Genomic DNA, 16,222 nt, shown 5'->3' with positions numbered 1-16,222 from the left:
GATTCACACAATTATTACAAATAATGCTTGCTGCTGATTCGGCTTTTTCTGATAATGATTCTCATTGTTACACTGATTGTCATTTGTAAACAGAGTGAAGCGTATGGACAAACCATTCACCCCCGCCCGCCCACAGCCCGCGACAGAGCCTCGCCAGGTTGACAGCAAAGCATTGCTAGGTGCCGATGGCCGCGTTGTTATCGTCCATGAAGGGCAGCAATATCTGTTACGCCAGACTCAGGCCGGGAAGCTGATCCTGACCAAATAAATTAAACAAACCGTTCCCCACACCCAAACGGGGAAATTAGCCAGCCACCCAGGTCATCCCCAGGCAGCCAGCGCTTTCGTTATTCCTTATGGAGAGTTGCGCTATGCCTTGCACCAACACAGCAGGATTTCGTCTGTCTGTACTCACGTTAGCCGTATTTACCGCCCTGCCCGCTTTCGCGAAAGACGAACAAATGACCGTGGTTGCCACCGGTAACCAACGCAGCACTTTCGAAGCCCCGATGATGGTGAGCGTTATCGACGCGAATTCGCCTGAGAGCCAGACGTCCACTTCCGCCGCTGACATGCTGCGCAAAGTTCCGGGGATCACCATCGACGGTACCGGGCGCACCAACGGCCAGGACATCAACATGCGCGGTTACGACCGCCGCGGCGTGCTGACGCTGGTCGATGGCATTCGTCAGGGCACCGACACCGGCCACCTGAACAGTACTTTCCTCGATCCCGCGCTGATTAAACGTATTGAAGTTGTGCGTGGCCCGGCAGCTCTGCTGTACGGCAGCGGCGCGCTGGGCGGCGTTATCTCTTATGAAACCGCCGACGCCGCCGACTTGCTTTTTGACGGGCAAAACAGTGGCTTCCGCGTCTTTGGCACCGGCGGTACCGGCGACCACAGCATCGGCATGGGCGCCAGCGCCTTTGGCCGCACCGACAACCTGGACGGCGTTGTCGCCTGGTCCAGCCGCGATCGTGGTAACCTGCGCCAGAGCGACGGCGAAACGGCGCCAAATGACGAAAACATTGGCAACCTGCTGACCAAAGGTACCTGGTATATCGATTCGGCACAGTCGCTGTCCGGCTCCCTGCGTTATTACAATAATAATGCTCAGGAACCGAAAAACCCGCAGACGCCGGATGCCTCAGCCTCCAGCAACCCGATGACCAATCGCTCCACCATTCAGCGCGACGCGCAGCTGAAATACCACCTCGACCCGCAGGATAACGACTGGCTGAACGCGACCGCGACGGCCTACTGGTCCGAAGCTCGTATCAACGCTGAAACTCCTAACCAGGGCGGTGAATTCCGTAAACAGACGACCAAAGGCGGCAAGCTCGAAAACCGCAGCCGTCTGTTTAGCGACAGCTTCGCGGCTAACCTGCTGACCTACGGCAGTGAATATTACCGTCAGGAACAGGCTCCTGGTGGCCTGACGACTGGTTTCCCTCAAGCGAAAATCAACTTTGGTTCCGGCTGGCTGCAGGATGAAATCACCCTGCGCGACCTGCCGATTTCTATCCTGGCCGGGACGCGCTATGACAACTACAGCGGCAGCAGCCAGGGCTATAAAGACGTGGATGCCGACAAGTGGTCATCACGCGGGGCGGTGTCTGTCACCCCAACCGACTGGCTGATGCTGTTTGGTTCCTATGCTCAGGCGTTCCGTGCGCCAACCATGGGCGAAATGTACAACGACTCCAAGCACTTCTCTATCGGCACTCGTTACACCAACTATTGGGTACCAAACCCGAACCTGCGCCCGGAAACCAACGAAACGCAGGAATACGGGTTCGGTCTGCGCTTCGACAATCTGGCCATGGCTAACGATGGCCTGGAATTCAAAGCCAGCTACTTCGACACCAAAGCGAAGGATTACATCTCCACCACCGTGGACTTCGCCAAAGCGACCACCATGTCCTACAACGTGCCAAAAGCAAAAATTTGGGGCTGGGACGTGACCGCGAAGTACACCGCCGATCTGTTCAGCCTGGATACCGCCTATAACCGTACCCGCGGTAAAGATGAAGATACCGGCGAGTACATCTCCAGCCTGAACCCGGACACCGTCACCACCACCCTGGATATCCCTGTGTCACACAGCGGCTTCTCCGTGGGCTGGGTCGGCACCTTCGCCGAGCGTTCCACCCATATCAGCAGCTCCTATGCACAGCAGCCGGGCTACGCGGTCAGCGATTTTTATGTCAGCTATAAAGGGCAACAGCAGCTGCGCGGTTTAACCACCACGCTGGTGTTTGGTAACGCCTTCGATAAAGAGTACTGGTCACCGCAGGGTCTCCCGCAGGATGGCCGTAACGGTAAAATTTTCGTGAGCTATCAATGGTAAAGGAGTTATTCATGAGTCAGCGTTACGACAGCTGGATCCAGCTTAAGCAAGAGCACCCGAAAAAATATGCACGGGATATCGCCAAACTGATGCAAATCAGCGAAGCGGAACTGACCCATGCCCGCGTCGGACACGACGCATGGCGCCTAAATGGCGATGTGAAAGAGATCTTCGCCGCGCTGGAAGCCGTGGGTGAAACCAAGTGTATCTGCCGCAACGAATATGCCGTTCACGAGCAGGTAGGCCGCTTTGAGAACCAGCACCTGAACGGCCACGCCGGGCTGGTGCTGAACCCTCGTGCGCTGGATCTGCGTTTGTTCCTGAACCAGTGGGCGAGCGTGTTCCACGTCCGGGAAGAGACCGCACGTGGCGAACGTCAGAGCATTCAATTCTTTGACCATCAAGGCGACGCGCTGCTGAAGGTGTACACCACCGACAACACTAATGTCGAAGCCTGGAGCGAAGTCCTGACCCGTTTCATCCACACCGACAACCCGGCGCTGGCAATCAAAGCCGTTGAAGAAGCGGTGATGACGCCAACGGTTGAGGCCGACAAAGTGGACGCGGAATGGCGGGCAATGACCGACGTGCACCAGTTCTTCCAGTTGCTGAAACGCCACCAGCTGACTCGCCAGCAGGCTTTCCGTCTGGTGAAAGACGATCTGGCCTGTCGCGTAGACAACGAAGCGCTTTCCCAGTTACTGAACCAGGCGAAAGAAGACGGCAACGAGATCATGATTTTCGTCGGCAACCGCGGCTGCGTGCAGATCTTCACCGGTGAAATCCGCAAAGTGGTCCCGATGGAAAACTGGGTCAACGTCTTCAACCCGGAATTCACCCTGCACCTGATGGGCGATACCATTGCCGAAAGCTGGGTGACCCGTAAACCGACCGCCGACGGCCACGTGACCAGCCTCGAGCTGTTTGCCGCCGACGGCACGCAAATTGCCCAACTGTATGGCCAGCGTACCGAAGGCCAGCCGGAGCAAGAGCAGTGGCGTCTGCAGATTGAAGCCCTGATCGGCAAAGGGTTAGCGGCATGAAACGCCTGCTACTCGCCATCCTCGCCCTGCCGTTAATGGCAGGTGCGGCCGAGCGCGTGGTAACCATCGGTGGCGATGTCACCGAGATTGCCTGGGCTCTGGGTGCGGGTCAGGATGTGGTGGCTCGTGATAGCACGAGCCTTCATCCCGATGCCGTGAAAAAACTGCCGGATGTGGGCTACCTGCGCCAGCTTAATGCCGAGGGCATTCTCGCCATGCGCCCAACGCTGGTGCTGGCCAGCGCTCAGGCTCAGCCTTCCATGGCGCTGAAACAAGTAGAAGCCAGCAAAGTGAAGGTGGTTACCGTCCCGGCGGAAAATACTCTCGAGAGCATTGATGCCAAAGTGGCCGCCGTGGCTACCGCGCTGGGTAAAACGACCGAAGGCGACAAGCTTCGCAAAACGCTTCACGACCAGCTAGCGGCCATCCCGGCCAAACCGCTGGGCAAAAAAGTGCTGTTCATTATGAGCCACGGCGGAATGACTGCCATGGCTGCCGGGCAGGAAACCGCTGCGGATGCTGCGATTCATGCCGCCGGGCTGGACAATGCCATGCAGGGCTTCAAGCGCTACCAGCCTCTGTCCCAGGAAGGCGTGATCGCCAGCAAACCTGATCTGATCCTGGTTACCACCGATGGGGTGAAAACCCTCGGCGGGGAAGCTAACGTCTGGGCGTTACCAGGGCTTGCACAAACGCCAGCCGGGAAAAATAAGCAGCTGATGGTCGTCGATGACATGGCGCTACTCGGTTTTGGGATTGATACCCCACAAACGATCCTCGACCTGCGCAAAAAAGCGGAGCAACTGCCGTGATACGCCGACCTCTGCCTCACCATGCCCTGTGTCTGATGGGGCTGGTTTTGCTGGCAATGGCGCTTATTGCCTCTAACCTCGGCGCCATGCGGCTGTCCGTGGCCGTGCTGTGGCAGGCGCATGACGACACGTTGCGCGACATCTGGCTCAACATCCGTCTGCCGCGGGTGCTGCTGGCGGCGCTGATCGGCGGCGCTCTGGCGCTGTCGGGCTGCGTGATGCAGGGGTTGTTCCGTAACCCGCTTGCCGATCCGGGTCTGCTTGGGATCAGCAGCGGGGCCGCGCTGGCGGTGGGTCTGTCGATTGTCATGCCGCTGGCTCTGCCGGCGGTTTTGGCGCTTTATGCCCCTATGCTGGCGGCGTTTGTCGGTAGCCTGGCGGTAACGCTGGCGATTTTCCTGCTTAGCCGGAAAGGCAGCAACAGTTTATCTCGCCTGCTGCTGGTAGGCATCGCCATCAATGCGCTGTGCGGCGCGGCGGTTGGCGTGCTGTCGTGGATAAGCAATGACGCTCAGCTACGCCAGCTCTCTCTGTGGGGCATGGGGAGCCTGGGCCAGGCGCAATGGTCCACGCTGCTCGCCACCGCGTCGCTTATTCTTCCCGCAAGCCTGGGCATCTGGCTGCTTTCAAAGCGCCTGAACCTGCTCCAGCTTGGTGATGAAGAGGCACATTACCTGGGCGTGGATGTCAAAACCACTCAGCGGCATTTGCTGATCCTGAGCGCCTTGTTGGTTGCCGCGGCGGTGGCCATCAGCGGCGTTATCGGCTTCGTTGGTCTGGTCGTCCCGCATCTGGTACGCATGTGGCTAGGTTCAGACCATCGCTGGCTGGTGCCCGGCTCCGTACTGGCCGGCGCCATGCTACTGTTGGTCGCCGATACCCTGGCGCGAACGATTGTCGCCCCTGCAGAAATGCCGGTTGGCCTGTTGACCAGCCTGATAGGCGGCCCCTGGTTCCTGGCGATGATCTTTCGCAGCAAGGAGAGCGCGAGATGAATGAAGTTCTGTCCACGCACGATATTTCGCTGAAGCTGGGCCACCGTTATCTGATTGATAATGTCAATGTCAGCCTGAGACCGGGTGAAGTTGTGGCGCTGATTGGCCCGAACGGCGCGGGCAAATCCACGCTGCTGCGGCTATTAACCGGGTTTCAACAGCCTGACAGCGGGCGCGTTGCGCTGGCGGGCCAGGATTTGAATCAGTGGTCTAACGAAGCCCTTTCCCGCAAACGGGCGGTGATGCGCCAGCAAAGCAGCATGGCCTTTAGCTGGACGGTGGAAGATGTGATTGCCATGGGTCGCGCGCCCTGGCCGCAGGCGTCAACGGCCAGCGTCGTGGCGGAAGTCATGGCGTTGACCGGGTGTGAAGATCTTAGCGGCAGGGATTTTTGCCGCTTATCCGGCGGCGAGCAGCAGCGGGTGCAGCTTGCCCGGGCGCTGGCGCAGCTCTGGTGCGACGGGCAGCCTCACGGCTGGCTGTTTCTGGACGAGCCTACGTCGGCGCTGGATCTCTACCACCAGCAGCATGTGCTGCGCCTGCTGCGTCGCCTGGCGCAAACGGGGACGTTATCGGTTTGCGTGGTGCTGCACGATTTAAATCTGGCGGCACTCTGGGCCGACCGTATCGTGCTGTTGCATAAAGGCAGGCTGGTCGCGGACGGGACGCCTGATGAAGTGCTGGAGGAACAAACGTTACAGCGCTGGTATCAGGCCGATCTGCGGGTGTTCCGACATCCGGAGCACCCGGTTCCACAGGTAGGCCTGCGCCAGTAATCAGCTTGAACAGCTGACTTCCAGCCGTTTTCCCCAGTCAGGTGGGCGCTGAGTCATCTCATCCTCACGATCGGAGAACGGCTGGAGCAGCGCCTCGTGGAGTTTCGCCAGTTCACCAGTATCTCCCTTTTCGGCGGCTTCGATTGCCCGCTGCGCCAGCCAGTTGCGTAAGACAAGCGCCGGGTTCACCGCCTGCATTTTCTGCTGGCGTTCTGCATCACTCACCTGCTCCGCCTGAAGCCGCTCACGATAGCGCCCGAACCAGGCATCAAAACTTGCCCTGTCGATAAACTCATCCCGCAACGGTGACGCCGCGCTAAGCTGTTCAGTCATGCTCAGCATACGGAAAGTGCGCGTGTAATCACTGCCTTCTTTGCTCATCAGGGCGAAGAGCTCACTCAGGATTTGGTTATCGGCCTGCTGTTCGGTAAACAGTCCCAGTTTGGCACGCATCCGCTGGCCAAAAGCACGCATGATGGCCGGCTGATAGCCGTCCAGAATCGCGTTCAGTTTAGCGGCAGTAATAAACGGAGACAGCGTCTGCGCCAGGCGCTGCAGGTTCCAGAGCCCTACCGCAGGCTGGTTGTCGAAGGCATACCGGCCCTGGTAGTCGGAATGGTTGCAGATAAACTCAGGCTGGTAGTCGTCGAGGAAGCCATACGGGCCGTAGTCCATGGTCAGACCAAGAATCGACATGTTGTCGGTGTTCATTACCCCGTGGGCAAAGCCTACCGTTTGCCAGCTGGCAATTAGCGCGGCGGTACGTGCCACCACGTCGGTAAACCACAGCTCATAGCGATCATCAAGCCCCTGCAAATGCGGCCAGTGGTGACGAATGGCGTAATCGGCAAGCTGCTGAACTTTTTCCGGCTCGCGGCGATAGTAAAAATGCTCAAAATGCCCGAAACGCAGATGGCTTTCGGACACCCGCAGCAGCATTGCCCCCTGTTCAACCGTTTCACGCTGTACCGGAGTATCGCTGGTGACTATCGTTAATGCGCGCGTCGTCGGGATGCCTAAAGCATGCATGGCTTCGCTGGCAAGAAACTCCCGGATAGTGGAGCGCAGCACGGCCCGGCCATCACCCATGCGTGAGTATGGCGTCAAGCCTGCGCCTTTGAGGTGCCAGTCAACCCTGCGCCCGTCCGCCAGCTGCTGCTCACCCAGCAAAATACCTCGCCCGTCCCCCAACTGCCCGGCCCAGACGCCGAACTGGTGCCCGCTATAAACCTGGGCGAGCGGCTGCATGCCAGGCAGCAGCGTTTCCCCACTCCAGATCCCCTGCTGTGGTGCAGCAAAAAACGAGGCGTCAATCCCCAGCTCGTCAGCCAGCGGCTGGCTGTGATAAAGCAGCCGGGCATTTTTCAGCGGCGTGGGGGTTAATTCGCTGTAGAACCCCGGCAGCTCATCGTGCCAGGTATTCAGAAAAGCTAAAGTATTGGTCATGGTTCCTCCGCCCGACAGTGTAGCCCCAGTAATGCATTTTAAACACGGTCGGGCAGCAGGGGCTTTAGTGAACCAGGCCTTCATGAGGGGGGAAAAGTGAGGCCAGTTCCTCCGGCGGCACCAGCGGCCAGAGCTTACCCTGCATAGCTGCAAAGCCTAAACCCTGCGCTTTACGCCGCGCGCTGGCGGAATCTATCCCGGCAATCAACAAAGCCTGACAAAACGGGGAAACCTGCCCAATAATGGCAAGCATAAAGGGCGAGAAAGTGCGGCCTGGAAGCTGTTTCTGAACAAAAAAGCGATCCATGATTACATGCCGGAACAGGCCATCGAAAATAGATTTTGTGGTGGCATCGCCTGCACCAAAGTCAGCCAGACCGAGTGGGAAACGTTCAGCCATCCAGGCCAGTCTTAAATTCATTTTGCCGCTATTTAAATCAGGAAAGCTTTCACTAATCATTAATTCAATAAACGGCAAAGCCTTTAGCCGGATATATAAATCCTGGTTGTTCATTAGCGCATCAATAATAGTTTCATTAATATGAACCCAGACAACAAGTTGCCGGGTGATAAAGAAATTTTGATGTTTTTCTATTTTCGTTAATTTTTCTCTAAACAGTTCGAGATGCTGTTCCGGCGCAAGCTGAGGAATTAACAATTCAGTTGGAATACGAACCGGCACGTCTGCACCCACGAAGTTAGCAACGATTTCGACGCCCAAAATGCTATCGTCCGGCCTGACGGCGGGGCGATAGTAGAAATGAGAACAATAAACACTATCAAGTGAAACAATCATTTTGCCAGCCCTGTGGATTTCTGGTTGGACGGCAGAGAGATACAGCGCCAATCCGAAAATAGTCGGATAGCTGCTATCGCTGTGAATTTCACACTCATCCCTGAAACGTTTAAGCTTTATGTTTTAATAACTTTTAGCTTATCCTGGATATCCGTACATAGCCAGTTTTTAACGTAAATTACGAACGGAATCACGAGCAATGATGCAAGGTAAAAAAGATTCATTCTCACAATGCTCATTCAGTAATTTACGCGTCGCGTAGCGGGCCATATCGCCTATTGGGAAATAAACGCTGGTTAATGCAGGGCGAACAAATGCCGCACGATCGCCACTGTCATAACAAATAAGGGATATATCCAGAGGAATGCGTAAACCCCGCTCCGTAATGGCCAACATCGCCCCGACGGCCATCTCTTCGTTACAGCAATAAAGGGCGCTGATTTTATATTCATCCAGCAAGGCCGAGGTTTGCCGATAGCCGCTGGGCATATCGTATTCCCCTTCCACCACTGCGACCGGGGTTATGCCCTGTTCTTCCATGGCATCAAGAAAACCCTGGCGTCGTAAGAGGCTGGAGGCGCGCTGGGTCGGCCCATGCAGGCAAGCAATCGCCAGATGGCCGGCATCCAGCAAATAGCGGGTGGCCATGTGGCTAGCAAGACGATGATCGAAGACCACGCAGCGCGAGCTTAATGCGGGCACGTCTCTGTCGAGGACGATAAACCGGTTACCTCGTTCCGCCAGTTGAAGCAGCGTTTCGTCCGCGATGGCACGGACATGGAGGATCAAGCCATCACAGCGCAGATTGTAGAGCCGCTGAATGGCATTGCGCTCGTTCTCTTCTACGCCACGCCCCTGCGTTACCAGGAGTTGCTTGCCGTGGGATTCAGCTTCGCTTTGCACCATATCCATCAGCGCCCCGAAGAAGCCCCCGGTGTAAGATGTGGTCACCAGACCAATAGAATGGCTCTGGCTGGACGCTAGCGCTCTGGCTGCAGGATTGGGAGAATAGCCCAGTTCAGCAATCGCAGCTTCCACTTTAACGCGGGTTTGCGATTTGACCTTAGTGTCGCCATTCACCACGCGGGATACGGTGGCGCGGGAGACGCCGGCGTGGGCAGCAACATCTTCGAGGGTGACCATGAAACAATCCTTAGCGGGAAAAGCACAATGCATCCCGATATTACCTGATATTGCTAATATCGTTGACGTTGCCCGCAGATTTGCGGGAACGGTCACGATTTTCAGTCAAGAAAAAAACAGGAAAGGCTATATGCGGCGGGCTTGCCAGAATTTTTTCCGCCAATAGACGTTGTCCAGAGAGGAACGCATGACGCCGCGACTGGTAGACGCGTGAATAAACGTGTTGTCGGTATCATAAATACCGACGTGCAGGCCGCTTTCGCCCGAGCCGGTTTTGAAGAAAACCAGATCGCCAGGCAACAGGTCGTCCTTATCGATTTTTGTGCCGATTTCTGCCTGCTCGCTGGTCATGCGCGGCAGCATCAGATCGAACCTGTCGCGGAAGGTCATCAGCACGAAGCCGGAGCAATCCACGCCGCGCCGACTCATGCCACCATAGGTGTACGGCGTGCCGTGCCAGCTGCGGAGCTGATCGTTTAGCTGAGCGATAACGGTGATGGAATCGGAAAGCCTGGCGTTCGGATGAGGAGCATTATGACTACATCCCACCAACACTATGCATGCCACTGCAATAAGCCACAAACGCATTTTCAGACAACTCCCGGTCTTGCTGTTTCCAGTAATTTAGCCTGCCGCCCGGAATTATTGCAAGCTTTCCACGATGTTATAACGGGATTATCAGCATACTGTGCCCTTCGATGCGCAAAAGTCGGAACGGCATTTGGTAAGCTGCAGCTAAATTTTTCGGCGTCAGCACTTCATCCTTCGACCCCTGAGCGACCATTTTCCCCTCACGCAGGAGCCACACTTTATGAGCATGACGCAGGCTATGGTTCAAATCATGGCTGCTCATCACTACCGCAATTCCAGCCTCACTGAATGCATGCAACAGGCGATCTAACGCGGCCTGCTGGGCGACATCAAGGCTGTTCATTGGTTCATCGAGCAACAACAGCTGCCCTTCGGGATTGACCGAGGGGTCAATCTGCAGCAGCACGGCAGCAAGGCGAACGCGCTGCCATTCACCGCCGGAAAGCTGATTGACCGACCTGGTCAGTTTGTCTGAAAGCCATAGCGACGCCGCCAGACGCAGCATTGCCGATTCGGAATCAGGCGAGGATTGATGCAGCTGCAGGTAATGCCAGACGGGCATGGCAAAAGGAGGAAGCTGCTGCTGGTTTAGCCAGGCCCGGCGCCGGGAAAGCCCGGCAGGCAACCAGTCGTCAAGCTGCTGCTGATTAAACATAAGGCTGCCTTGCCCGGCGCTTAATCCAGCCATCCGCGTGAGCAGCGTGCTCTTGCCTGCCCCGTTCGGCCCGACTAGATGGATAAGTTCTCCGGGCTCCACCGCCGCAGATATTGGCCCAACCCGGCCCGCGACGGTGACGCCTGTCAGCTGCAGCAGGGGCAACTTATTTAGCCAACGCCTGTTTAATGGCGTCCAGCACCACGGGATCTTCCGGCGTCATGTCCGGAGAGAAACGCTGAATCACTTTGCCATCACGGCCAATGAGGAATTTTTCAAAGTTCCACAGGATGTCGTCAGGGTAAAGTGGGCCACGCCCTTTGCTGCTCATTCTCTCCAGGAAACCACTGCCTTCCGGTGCAACGGCTGCCGGACGCGCATCAATCAGCTTTTGATAAAACGGATGGCGGTGCTCGCCGTTGACATCGATTTTGCTAAACAGCGGGAACGTAACGCCGTAGGTGGTGCTGCAGAAGGTTTTAATTTCTTCGCTGCTGCCAGGCTCTTGCCCCAAAAACTGATTACATGGGAAACCGAGCACGCTGAACCCCTGGGCTTCAAAGTCTTTCTGCAGGTTTTCCAGTTGTTCATACTGCGGCGTCAGACCGCATTTGGAAGCGACATTCACCACCAGCAGCACTTTTCCCTGCCAGCTCTCCAACGTGGTGTGTTCACCGTCAATGGTGGTGACTTCGGTATTCAGAACATTGCTTTGCATATCATCCTCTTCCTCTGTGAGCCGAATTAACGTCCGGCTTTCAATAATAGCCAGATAAACACCGGCGCGCCGAGCGTCGCGGTGACTACGCCAATGGGCAGCTCGGCAGAACTAAGCGCAAGCCTTGCCACCACATCCGCCCCGGTTAAGACCGCGGCCCCTGCCAGCGCGCTGGCAGGCAGCAAAACGCGATGATCGGTTAACCCCGCGAGTCGGAGCATGTGTGGGATCACCAGACCGACAAATCCAATCGCTCCGGCAAGCGCCACGCTGACGCCAACCAGCCAGCCGGTAGCCACAACCAAAATATTGCGCCATAGCCAGACGGAAAGTCCCAGCTGCCGGGCTGAGTTTTCACCGAGCGCCATCAGGTTGAGCGGCGCATGCTGTCGGCACAGCCAGACCACCACCGGCAGCAGCGTCACCATCAGCCAGCCCTGACGCCAGTCCACACCGCCAAAGCCGCCCATCATCCAGTACATTAGCTGACGCAAGTCGAGGCTGGAGCTAAAGTAGACCGCCCAGGTCATCAGGGCGCTACAAATAATGCCGAGGGCGACACCTGCAAGTAATAGACGACTGGTAGAGAGATGACGACGGGAAAAACGTAACAGAATAAGAGTGATCGCTAAGGCACCGAGGATGGCACACAGCCCCAGCGCCCAGCCTGGCAGCATCCCCTGCCCGAGCAGCAGGGCAACAACCAGCGCGACGCCAGCGCCGTTGGAAACGCCCAATAAACCGGGTTCAGCCAGAGGATTTTCAAACAGCGACTGCATAACTGTGCCAGTTACGGCCAGCGCCGCACCTACCAGCAGGACAGCAAGCGTTCGCGGCAAGCGAATTTGCCAGATGAAGAGCCGCGCTTCATCATTCCACCAGGACAGAGGGGAAAACCAGACATCCCCGGCGCACAGGCTCAAGACCAGCATAGCCACCGTGGCAAAGACCAGGGCAACTAGCCAGCGCCGCTCAAATCTGCGTTGTCTGGTTACAAAATTCAGCATTCCGTAAAGGCTCCCCCTGCCCCGTTTATGCGCCTGATTTTACTGGGAGTTCGCCGAAGAGAACAAGCAAAGAAAAGACCTTAATAGCCTGCTTGTCCCGAATTACTTTTCTGCGGGCCGTTTGCGCGTGAATTGCTGCTCCAGCATTGAGCTTCCCCATTGCTCGCCCTGCCATTCCCGGGTTAGCTCGAATCCCATCGACTCATAAAGATGGCGAGCTGCATTCAGGCCGCTAAAAGTCCACAGCTGCACGGCGGAAAACCCATACTCATCGCAAAAGCGCATGGCCTCACGTAAAAGCGTTCGCCCGATACCGCTGCCACGGCACTCATCGTCGAGAATAAACCAGCGCAAATGGGCTTCTTGATTGCCCAGATCTTCACCATCGATGGATACAGAGCCTACGATTTTGCCATTGCGGCAGACCACCCAGATGCGGTTACACGGGCGATCCAGCCGCCCTGAAAACTCCGCCAGCCCGGCGGCAACTTTCCCTTCAAAAAAATGGCCGAAGTTATAGTGCCTTGAGTAATAGTTAGCGTGCATTTCCGCCACGCGGCCAATTACGCCAGGCTGATATCCCGTCATTATCTCGAATTCTTTTCTTCCCTCGTCGCCCGTAAGCTCATCACGACAGGCTTTTAGCGCCTGAGCATAGTTGGACAGGCCATCAGCTACAGATTGCTGCGCCTGATCATTCAGATGCACCAGAGCCTTCTCTACGCGCATTCTGCCGTACTGGTGGATTTCCCTGACCGTTTGTTTACCCAGGGTGGTCAACTGGAGCCGCCTGGCTCTGGCATCTTCGTCTGAAACGCTCTCGAACAACTCTCCCGCCTTTCGCAGTTTGCCTATCATTCGGCTGACGCTCGACTTCTCCAGGCCAAGAACCTGAACCAGATCGGCGGCAGTAACGTTCTTGCGTGAATCAATTTCCAGCAAAGCATGAACTGCAGAAGCAGAGTAGTTCGTGGCGGCAAGCGTTGAGTTCAGAAAACCAAGCTCGCGCACAACCTGGCGCGACGAGGCGCGTATAGATTCGATAAGGGTGCTGTCAGACATGATCGATACCGTTGAAATATGGTTGTACAATACAACCATTTGAGAGAAATGTTTGTCAAGCGCATGTCGTTAAGCCATGGGATTTAAAAGCAAAAGAAAAAGGCCGCGAATGCGGCCTTTTTTGTTAACTCAGGTTACTCGTCTTTTGGCGACGCGTTTTCAACCCGACTTTTTAGCTTCTGACCAGGTCGGAAGGTCACCACACGGCGCGCCGTAATGGGAATATCTTCACCGGTCTTCGGGTTGCGCCCGGGACGTTGGTTTTTATCGCGTAAGTCAAAATTACCAAAGCCCGAGAGTTTAACCTGCTCACCGTTTTCCAGAGCGCGACGGATCTCTTCGAAAAACAGCTCTACCAGCTCTTTGGCATCTCGTTTGCTAAGCCCAAGCTTATCAAACAGATATTCTGACATTTCAGCTTTTGTAAGCGCCATACGTTCAATCCCTCAATGATGCCTGGAATCGCTCTTTTAATGCCTCTACACATTTTGCAACGGTAGCGGCCATCTCCTCTTCTTCGAGTGTACGGCCCGTATCCTGAAGGATAAGGCTTATGGCCAGGCTCTTGTAGCCATCGGCTACGCCCTTGCCACGGTACACGTCAAATAAGTTTACGCCAACTACCTGATTTGCGCCAACTTTCTTACACTCGGCCAAAACATCTGCTGCCGGGACGTTTTCAGCCACCACAACAGCGATATCGCGGCGGTTTGCCGGGAAGCGGGAAACGTCCTGCGCCTCAGGCACCACGCGGTCTGCGAGCTTGCTCCACAGCACCTCGAACACCACTGTGCGGCCGTTAAGGTCCAGTTTACGCTCCAGCTCCGGGTGAACAACACCAATGAAACCAATGCATTCACCTGCTAAATAAATGGCAGCACTTTGCCCAGGATGCAAGGCCGGATTTGCCTGCGCTCTGAATTCGATGTCTGAAAGTTTACCGGTCAGGGCCAGAACGGACTCCAGATCGCCTTTCAGATCATAGAAGTCAACGGTGTTGCGCGCCAGATCCCAGTGTTCTTCATAGCGGTTGCCACAGATAGCCCCCGCCAGCATAAGATCCTGACGAATCCCAAGGTCTGCCTGAGTATCAGGCACAAAGCGCAGGCCTGATTCGAAAATTCGCACGCGGCTTTGCTGGCGATTCTGGTTATAAACCACGGTGGTCAGCAGGCCACTCCACAGCGACAGGCGCATAGCGGACATGTCGGTAGAGATCGGATTAGGAAGAATCAGATTTTCTTCCCCCGGGTGCAGAAGCTGCTGAATTTTTGGGTCGACGAAGCTGTAGGTAATGACTTCCTGGTAACCTTTGTCCACCAGCATGGTTTTCACACGCTTCAGAGAAAGATCGGCTTCGCGATGGGTGCCCATCACCAGGCCTGCCTGTACCGGACTGTTTGGAATACTGTTGTAGCCGTAAACGCGGGCCACTTCTTCCACCAGGTCTTCTTCAATTTCCATATCGAAACGCCAGCTCGGTGCCACCGCAGTCCACTGCGCCTGACCTTCGGTCACTTCGCAGCCCAGACGACGCAGAATGTCGCTGACCTTAGCGTCTTCGATGTGGTGACCAATCAGACGGTCCAGTTTGCTGCGACGAAGGGTAATCGTGGCGCGTTTAGGCAGATGCGCTTCGCTTGTGACATCGATAACCGGGCCAGCTTCACCGCCGCAGATATCCACCAACAGGCGAGTCGCTCGCTCCATCGCTTTATACTGCAGCGCAGGATCGACGCCGCGCTCATAGCGGTGGGAAGCATCGGTATGCAGGCCATGGCGGCGCGCACGACCGGTGATGGACAGCGGACTGAAGAAGGCACATTCCAGCAGCACGTTCTGGGTTTCGTCGTTAACACCTGAATGCTCACCGCCGAAGATGCCGCCCATGGCCAGGGCTTTATTGTGATCGGCAATAACCAGGGTGTCAGCATTGAGCTTAGCTTCGCTGCCGTCCAGCAGGACCAGGGTTTCGCCCTCTTCCGCCATACGCACTACGATCCCGCCTTCAATGCGGTTCAGGTCGAAGGCGTGCATAGGCTGACCAAGCTCCAGCAGCACATAGTTGGTCACGTCAACCACCGCATCGATGGAACGGATACCGCAGCGGCGCAGCTTCTCTTTCATCCACAGCGGCGTTGGTGCCTTAACGTTGATGCCTTTCACAACGCGGCCCAGGTAACGTGGGCAAGCTTCTGCGGCATCTACACGAATTGGCAGCGTGTCATTAATCGTCGCGGCAACAGCGGTAATTTCTGGCTCAGCCAGAGGCAGCTTGTTCACCACCGCCACGTCGCGAGCTACGCCGATAATACCGAGGCAGTCGGCACGGTTTGGCGTGACGCTGATTTCGATAGTGTTGTCGTCCAGCTTCAGGTATTCGCGGATGTCGGTGCCGATTGGTGCGTCCGCTGGCAGCTCGATGATGCCGTTATGATCGTCGGAAATACCCAGTTCGGAGAAGGAACACAGCATCCCTTCGGACGGCTCGCCGCGCAGTTTGGCCGCTTTGATTTTGAAATCACCCGGCAGCACGGCGCCTACGGTCGCCACGGCGACTTTAAGGCCCTGACGGCAGTTTGGCGCGCCGCAGACGATATCCAGCAGGCGATCGCCGCCGACGTTAACCTTTGTTACGCGCAGTTTGTCGGCGTTCGGATGCTGACCGCATTCGACCACTTCCCCAACCACAACGCCGTGGAAAGCCCCTGCTACGGCGTCGACGCCGTCAACTTCAAGCCCGGCCATGGTTATCTGGCTGGAAAGTTCGTCACTGCTGTTGGCTGGGTTTACCCATTCGCGTAACCAGAGTTCACTGAATTTCATT

At 56.3% G+C, this 16,222-nt stretch carries 16 protein-coding genes; 6 read left to right on the top strand and 10 right to left on the bottom strand.

The window, feature by feature from the left end; all coding sequences use genetic code 11:
• Positions 1-103: 103 nt before the first annotated feature.
• The 6 genes from hemP (at position 104) to LH86_RS13700 (ending at position 5,977) form a co-directional block, all read left to right on the top strand.
• Positions 104-268 (top strand): hemin uptake protein HemP, encoded by a 165-nt coding sequence (hemP, locus tag LH86_RS13725; RefSeq protein WP_039302296.1) that lies wholly within the window; start codon positions 104-106, stop codon positions 266-268.
• Positions 269-371: 103 nt separating this feature from the next.
• Positions 372-2,351: a TonB-dependent hemoglobin/transferrin/lactoferrin family receptor gene (locus tag LH86_RS13720; RefSeq protein ID WP_039302293.1), complete on the top strand. Its 1,980-nt coding sequence runs from the start codon at positions 372-374 to the stop codon at positions 2,349-2,351.
• 11 nt (positions 2,352-2,362) lie between these two features.
• Positions 2,363-3,394: a hemin-degrading factor gene (locus LH86_RS13715; protein ID WP_039302290.1), complete on the top strand. Its 1,032-nt coding sequence runs from the start codon at positions 2,363-2,365 to the stop codon at positions 3,392-3,394.
• Positions 3,391-4,206, top strand: a complete 816-nt coding sequence (locus LH86_RS13710; protein WP_039302287.1) for a heme/hemin ABC transporter substrate-binding protein — start codon at positions 3,391-3,393, stop codon at positions 4,204-4,206. Before LH86_RS13715 ends, LH86_RS13710 begins: the two co-directional genes overlap by 4 nt.
• A gap of 35 nt (positions 4,207-4,241) precedes the next feature.
• Entirely contained in the window at positions 4,242-5,201 is a 960-nt protein-coding gene (locus tag LH86_RS13705) for a FecCD family ABC transporter permease (protein WP_052045582.1), read from the top strand.
• Positions 5,198-5,977, top strand: coding sequence for a heme ABC transporter ATP-binding protein (locus LH86_RS13700; protein WP_039302282.1), 780 nt, complete (start codon positions 5,198-5,200; stop codon positions 5,975-5,977). Before LH86_RS13705 ends, LH86_RS13700 begins: the two co-directional genes overlap by 4 nt.
• Here LH86_RS13700 and selO read toward each other — a convergent pair whose 3' ends face one another.
• From selO to pheT, 10 genes are all read right to left on the bottom strand, one after another.
• Positions 5,978-7,423, bottom strand: coding sequence for a protein adenylyltransferase SelO (gene selO, locus LH86_RS13695; protein ID WP_039302279.1), 1,446 nt, complete (start codon positions 7,421-7,423; stop codon positions 5,978-5,980).
• 64 nt (positions 7,424-7,487) lie between these two features.
• A complete protein-coding gene (locus LH86_RS13690; protein WP_039302277.1) occupies positions 7,488-8,219 on the bottom strand; it encodes an EAL domain-containing protein in 732 nt (243 codons plus the stop codon).
• A 168-nt stretch (positions 8,220-8,387) separates the two neighbouring features.
• Positions 8,388-9,362: a LacI family DNA-binding transcriptional regulator gene (locus tag LH86_RS13685; RefSeq protein WP_039302274.1), complete on the bottom strand. Its 975-nt coding sequence runs from the start codon at positions 9,360-9,362 to the stop codon at positions 8,388-8,390.
• Between the two features lie 126 nt (positions 9,363-9,488).
• Positions 9,489-9,950, bottom strand: coding sequence for a C40 family peptidase (locus LH86_RS13680; protein ID WP_008456552.1), 462 nt, complete (start codon positions 9,948-9,950; stop codon positions 9,489-9,491).
• Positions 9,951-10,026: 76 nt separating this feature from the next.
• On the bottom strand, positions 10,027-10,773 hold the full coding sequence (gene btuD / locus LH86_RS13675) for a vitamin B12 ABC transporter ATP-binding protein BtuD (RefSeq protein WP_039302270.1): 747 nt from the start codon (positions 10,771-10,773) through the stop codon (positions 10,027-10,029).
• A gap of 1 nt (position 10,774) precedes the next feature.
• On the bottom strand, positions 10,775-11,326 hold the full coding sequence (locus tag LH86_RS13670; protein WP_039302267.1) for a glutathione peroxidase: 552 nt from the start codon (positions 11,324-11,326) through the stop codon (positions 10,775-10,777).
• Positions 11,327-11,352: 26 nt separating this feature from the next.
• Complete coding sequence (gene btuC, locus LH86_RS13665; protein WP_039302265.1) at positions 11,353-12,333, bottom strand: vitamin B12 ABC transporter permease BtuC; 981 nt, start codon at positions 12,331-12,333, stop codon at positions 11,353-11,355.
• Positions 12,334-12,435: 102 nt separating this feature from the next.
• Entirely contained in the window at positions 12,436-13,395 is a 960-nt protein-coding gene (locus tag LH86_RS13660; RefSeq protein ID WP_039302262.1) for a helix-turn-helix domain-containing GNAT family N-acetyltransferase, read from the bottom strand.
• A gap of 134 nt (positions 13,396-13,529) precedes the next feature.
• Positions 13,530-13,829 carry an integration host factor subunit alpha gene (ihfA, locus tag LH86_RS13655; protein WP_001229265.1) on the bottom strand — a complete coding sequence of 100 codons (300 nt, stop codon included), beginning with the start codon at positions 13,827-13,829 and terminating at the stop codon, positions 13,530-13,532.
• A gap of 4 nt (positions 13,830-13,833) precedes the next feature.
• Entirely contained in the window at positions 13,834-16,221 is a 2,388-nt protein-coding gene (pheT, locus tag LH86_RS13650; RefSeq protein WP_039302260.1) for a phenylalanine--tRNA ligase subunit beta, read from the bottom strand.
• Position 16,222 lies beyond the last annotated feature (1 nt).

Source organism: Cedecea neteri, from assembly GCF_000758325.1.
GTDB classification, from domain to species: domain Bacteria; phylum Pseudomonadota; class Gammaproteobacteria; order Enterobacterales; family Enterobacteriaceae; genus Cedecea; species Cedecea neteri_B.
The sequence above is the reverse complement of the archived record's forward strand: the minus strand, read 5'-3'. Positions and strand labels throughout refer to the sequence as shown.

Excerpts from the sequence above, each read along its gene's own strand:
- ihfA (WP_001229265.1), bottom strand. The coding sequence starts at position 13,829 with ATGGCGCTTACAAAAGCTGAAATGTCAGAATATCTGTTTGATAAGCTT.
- LH86_RS13700 (WP_039302282.1), top strand. The coding sequence starts at position 5,198 with ATGAATGAAGTTCTGTCCACGCACGATATTTCGCTGAAGCTGGGCCAC.
- LH86_RS13685 (WP_039302274.1), bottom strand. The coding sequence starts at position 9,362 with ATGGTCACCCTCGAAGATGTTGCTGCCCACGCCGGCGTCTCCCGCGCC.
- LH86_RS13720 (WP_039302293.1), top strand. The coding sequence starts at position 372 with ATGCCTTGCACCAACACAGCAGGATTTCGTCTGTCTGTACTCACGTTA.
- pheT (WP_039302260.1), bottom strand. The coding sequence starts at position 16,221 with ATGAAATTCAGTGAACTCTGGTTACGCGAATGGGTAAACCCAGCCAAC.
- btuC (WP_039302265.1), bottom strand. The coding sequence starts at position 12,333 with ATGCTGAATTTTGTAACCAGACAACGCAGATTTGAGCGGCGCTGGCTA.
- LH86_RS13705 (WP_052045582.1), top strand. The coding sequence starts at position 4,242 with ATGGGGCTGGTTTTGCTGGCAATGGCGCTTATTGCCTCTAACCTCGGC.
- LH86_RS13715 (WP_039302290.1), top strand. The coding sequence starts at position 2,363 with ATGAGTCAGCGTTACGACAGCTGGATCCAGCTTAAGCAAGAGCACCCG.
- hemP (WP_039302296.1), top strand. The coding sequence starts at position 104 with ATGGACAAACCATTCACCCCCGCCCGCCCACAGCCCGCGACAGAGCCT.
- LH86_RS13680 (WP_008456552.1), bottom strand. The coding sequence starts at position 9,950 with ATGCGTTTGTGGCTTATTGCAGTGGCATGCATAGTGTTGGTGGGATGT.
- LH86_RS13660 (WP_039302262.1), bottom strand. The coding sequence starts at position 13,395 with ATGTCTGACAGCACCCTTATCGAATCTATACGCGCCTCGTCGCGCCAG.
- LH86_RS13710 (WP_039302287.1), top strand. The coding sequence starts at position 3,391 with ATGAAACGCCTGCTACTCGCCATCCTCGCCCTGCCGTTAATGGCAGGT.
- LH86_RS13690 (WP_039302277.1), bottom strand. The coding sequence starts at position 8,219 with ATGATTGTTTCACTTGATAGTGTTTATTGTTCTCATTTCTACTATCGC.
- selO (WP_039302279.1), bottom strand. The coding sequence starts at position 7,423 with ATGACCAATACTTTAGCTTTTCTGAATACCTGGCACGATGAGCTGCCG.
- LH86_RS13670 (WP_039302267.1), bottom strand. The coding sequence starts at position 11,326 with ATGCAAAGCAATGTTCTGAATACCGAAGTCACCACCATTGACGGTGAA.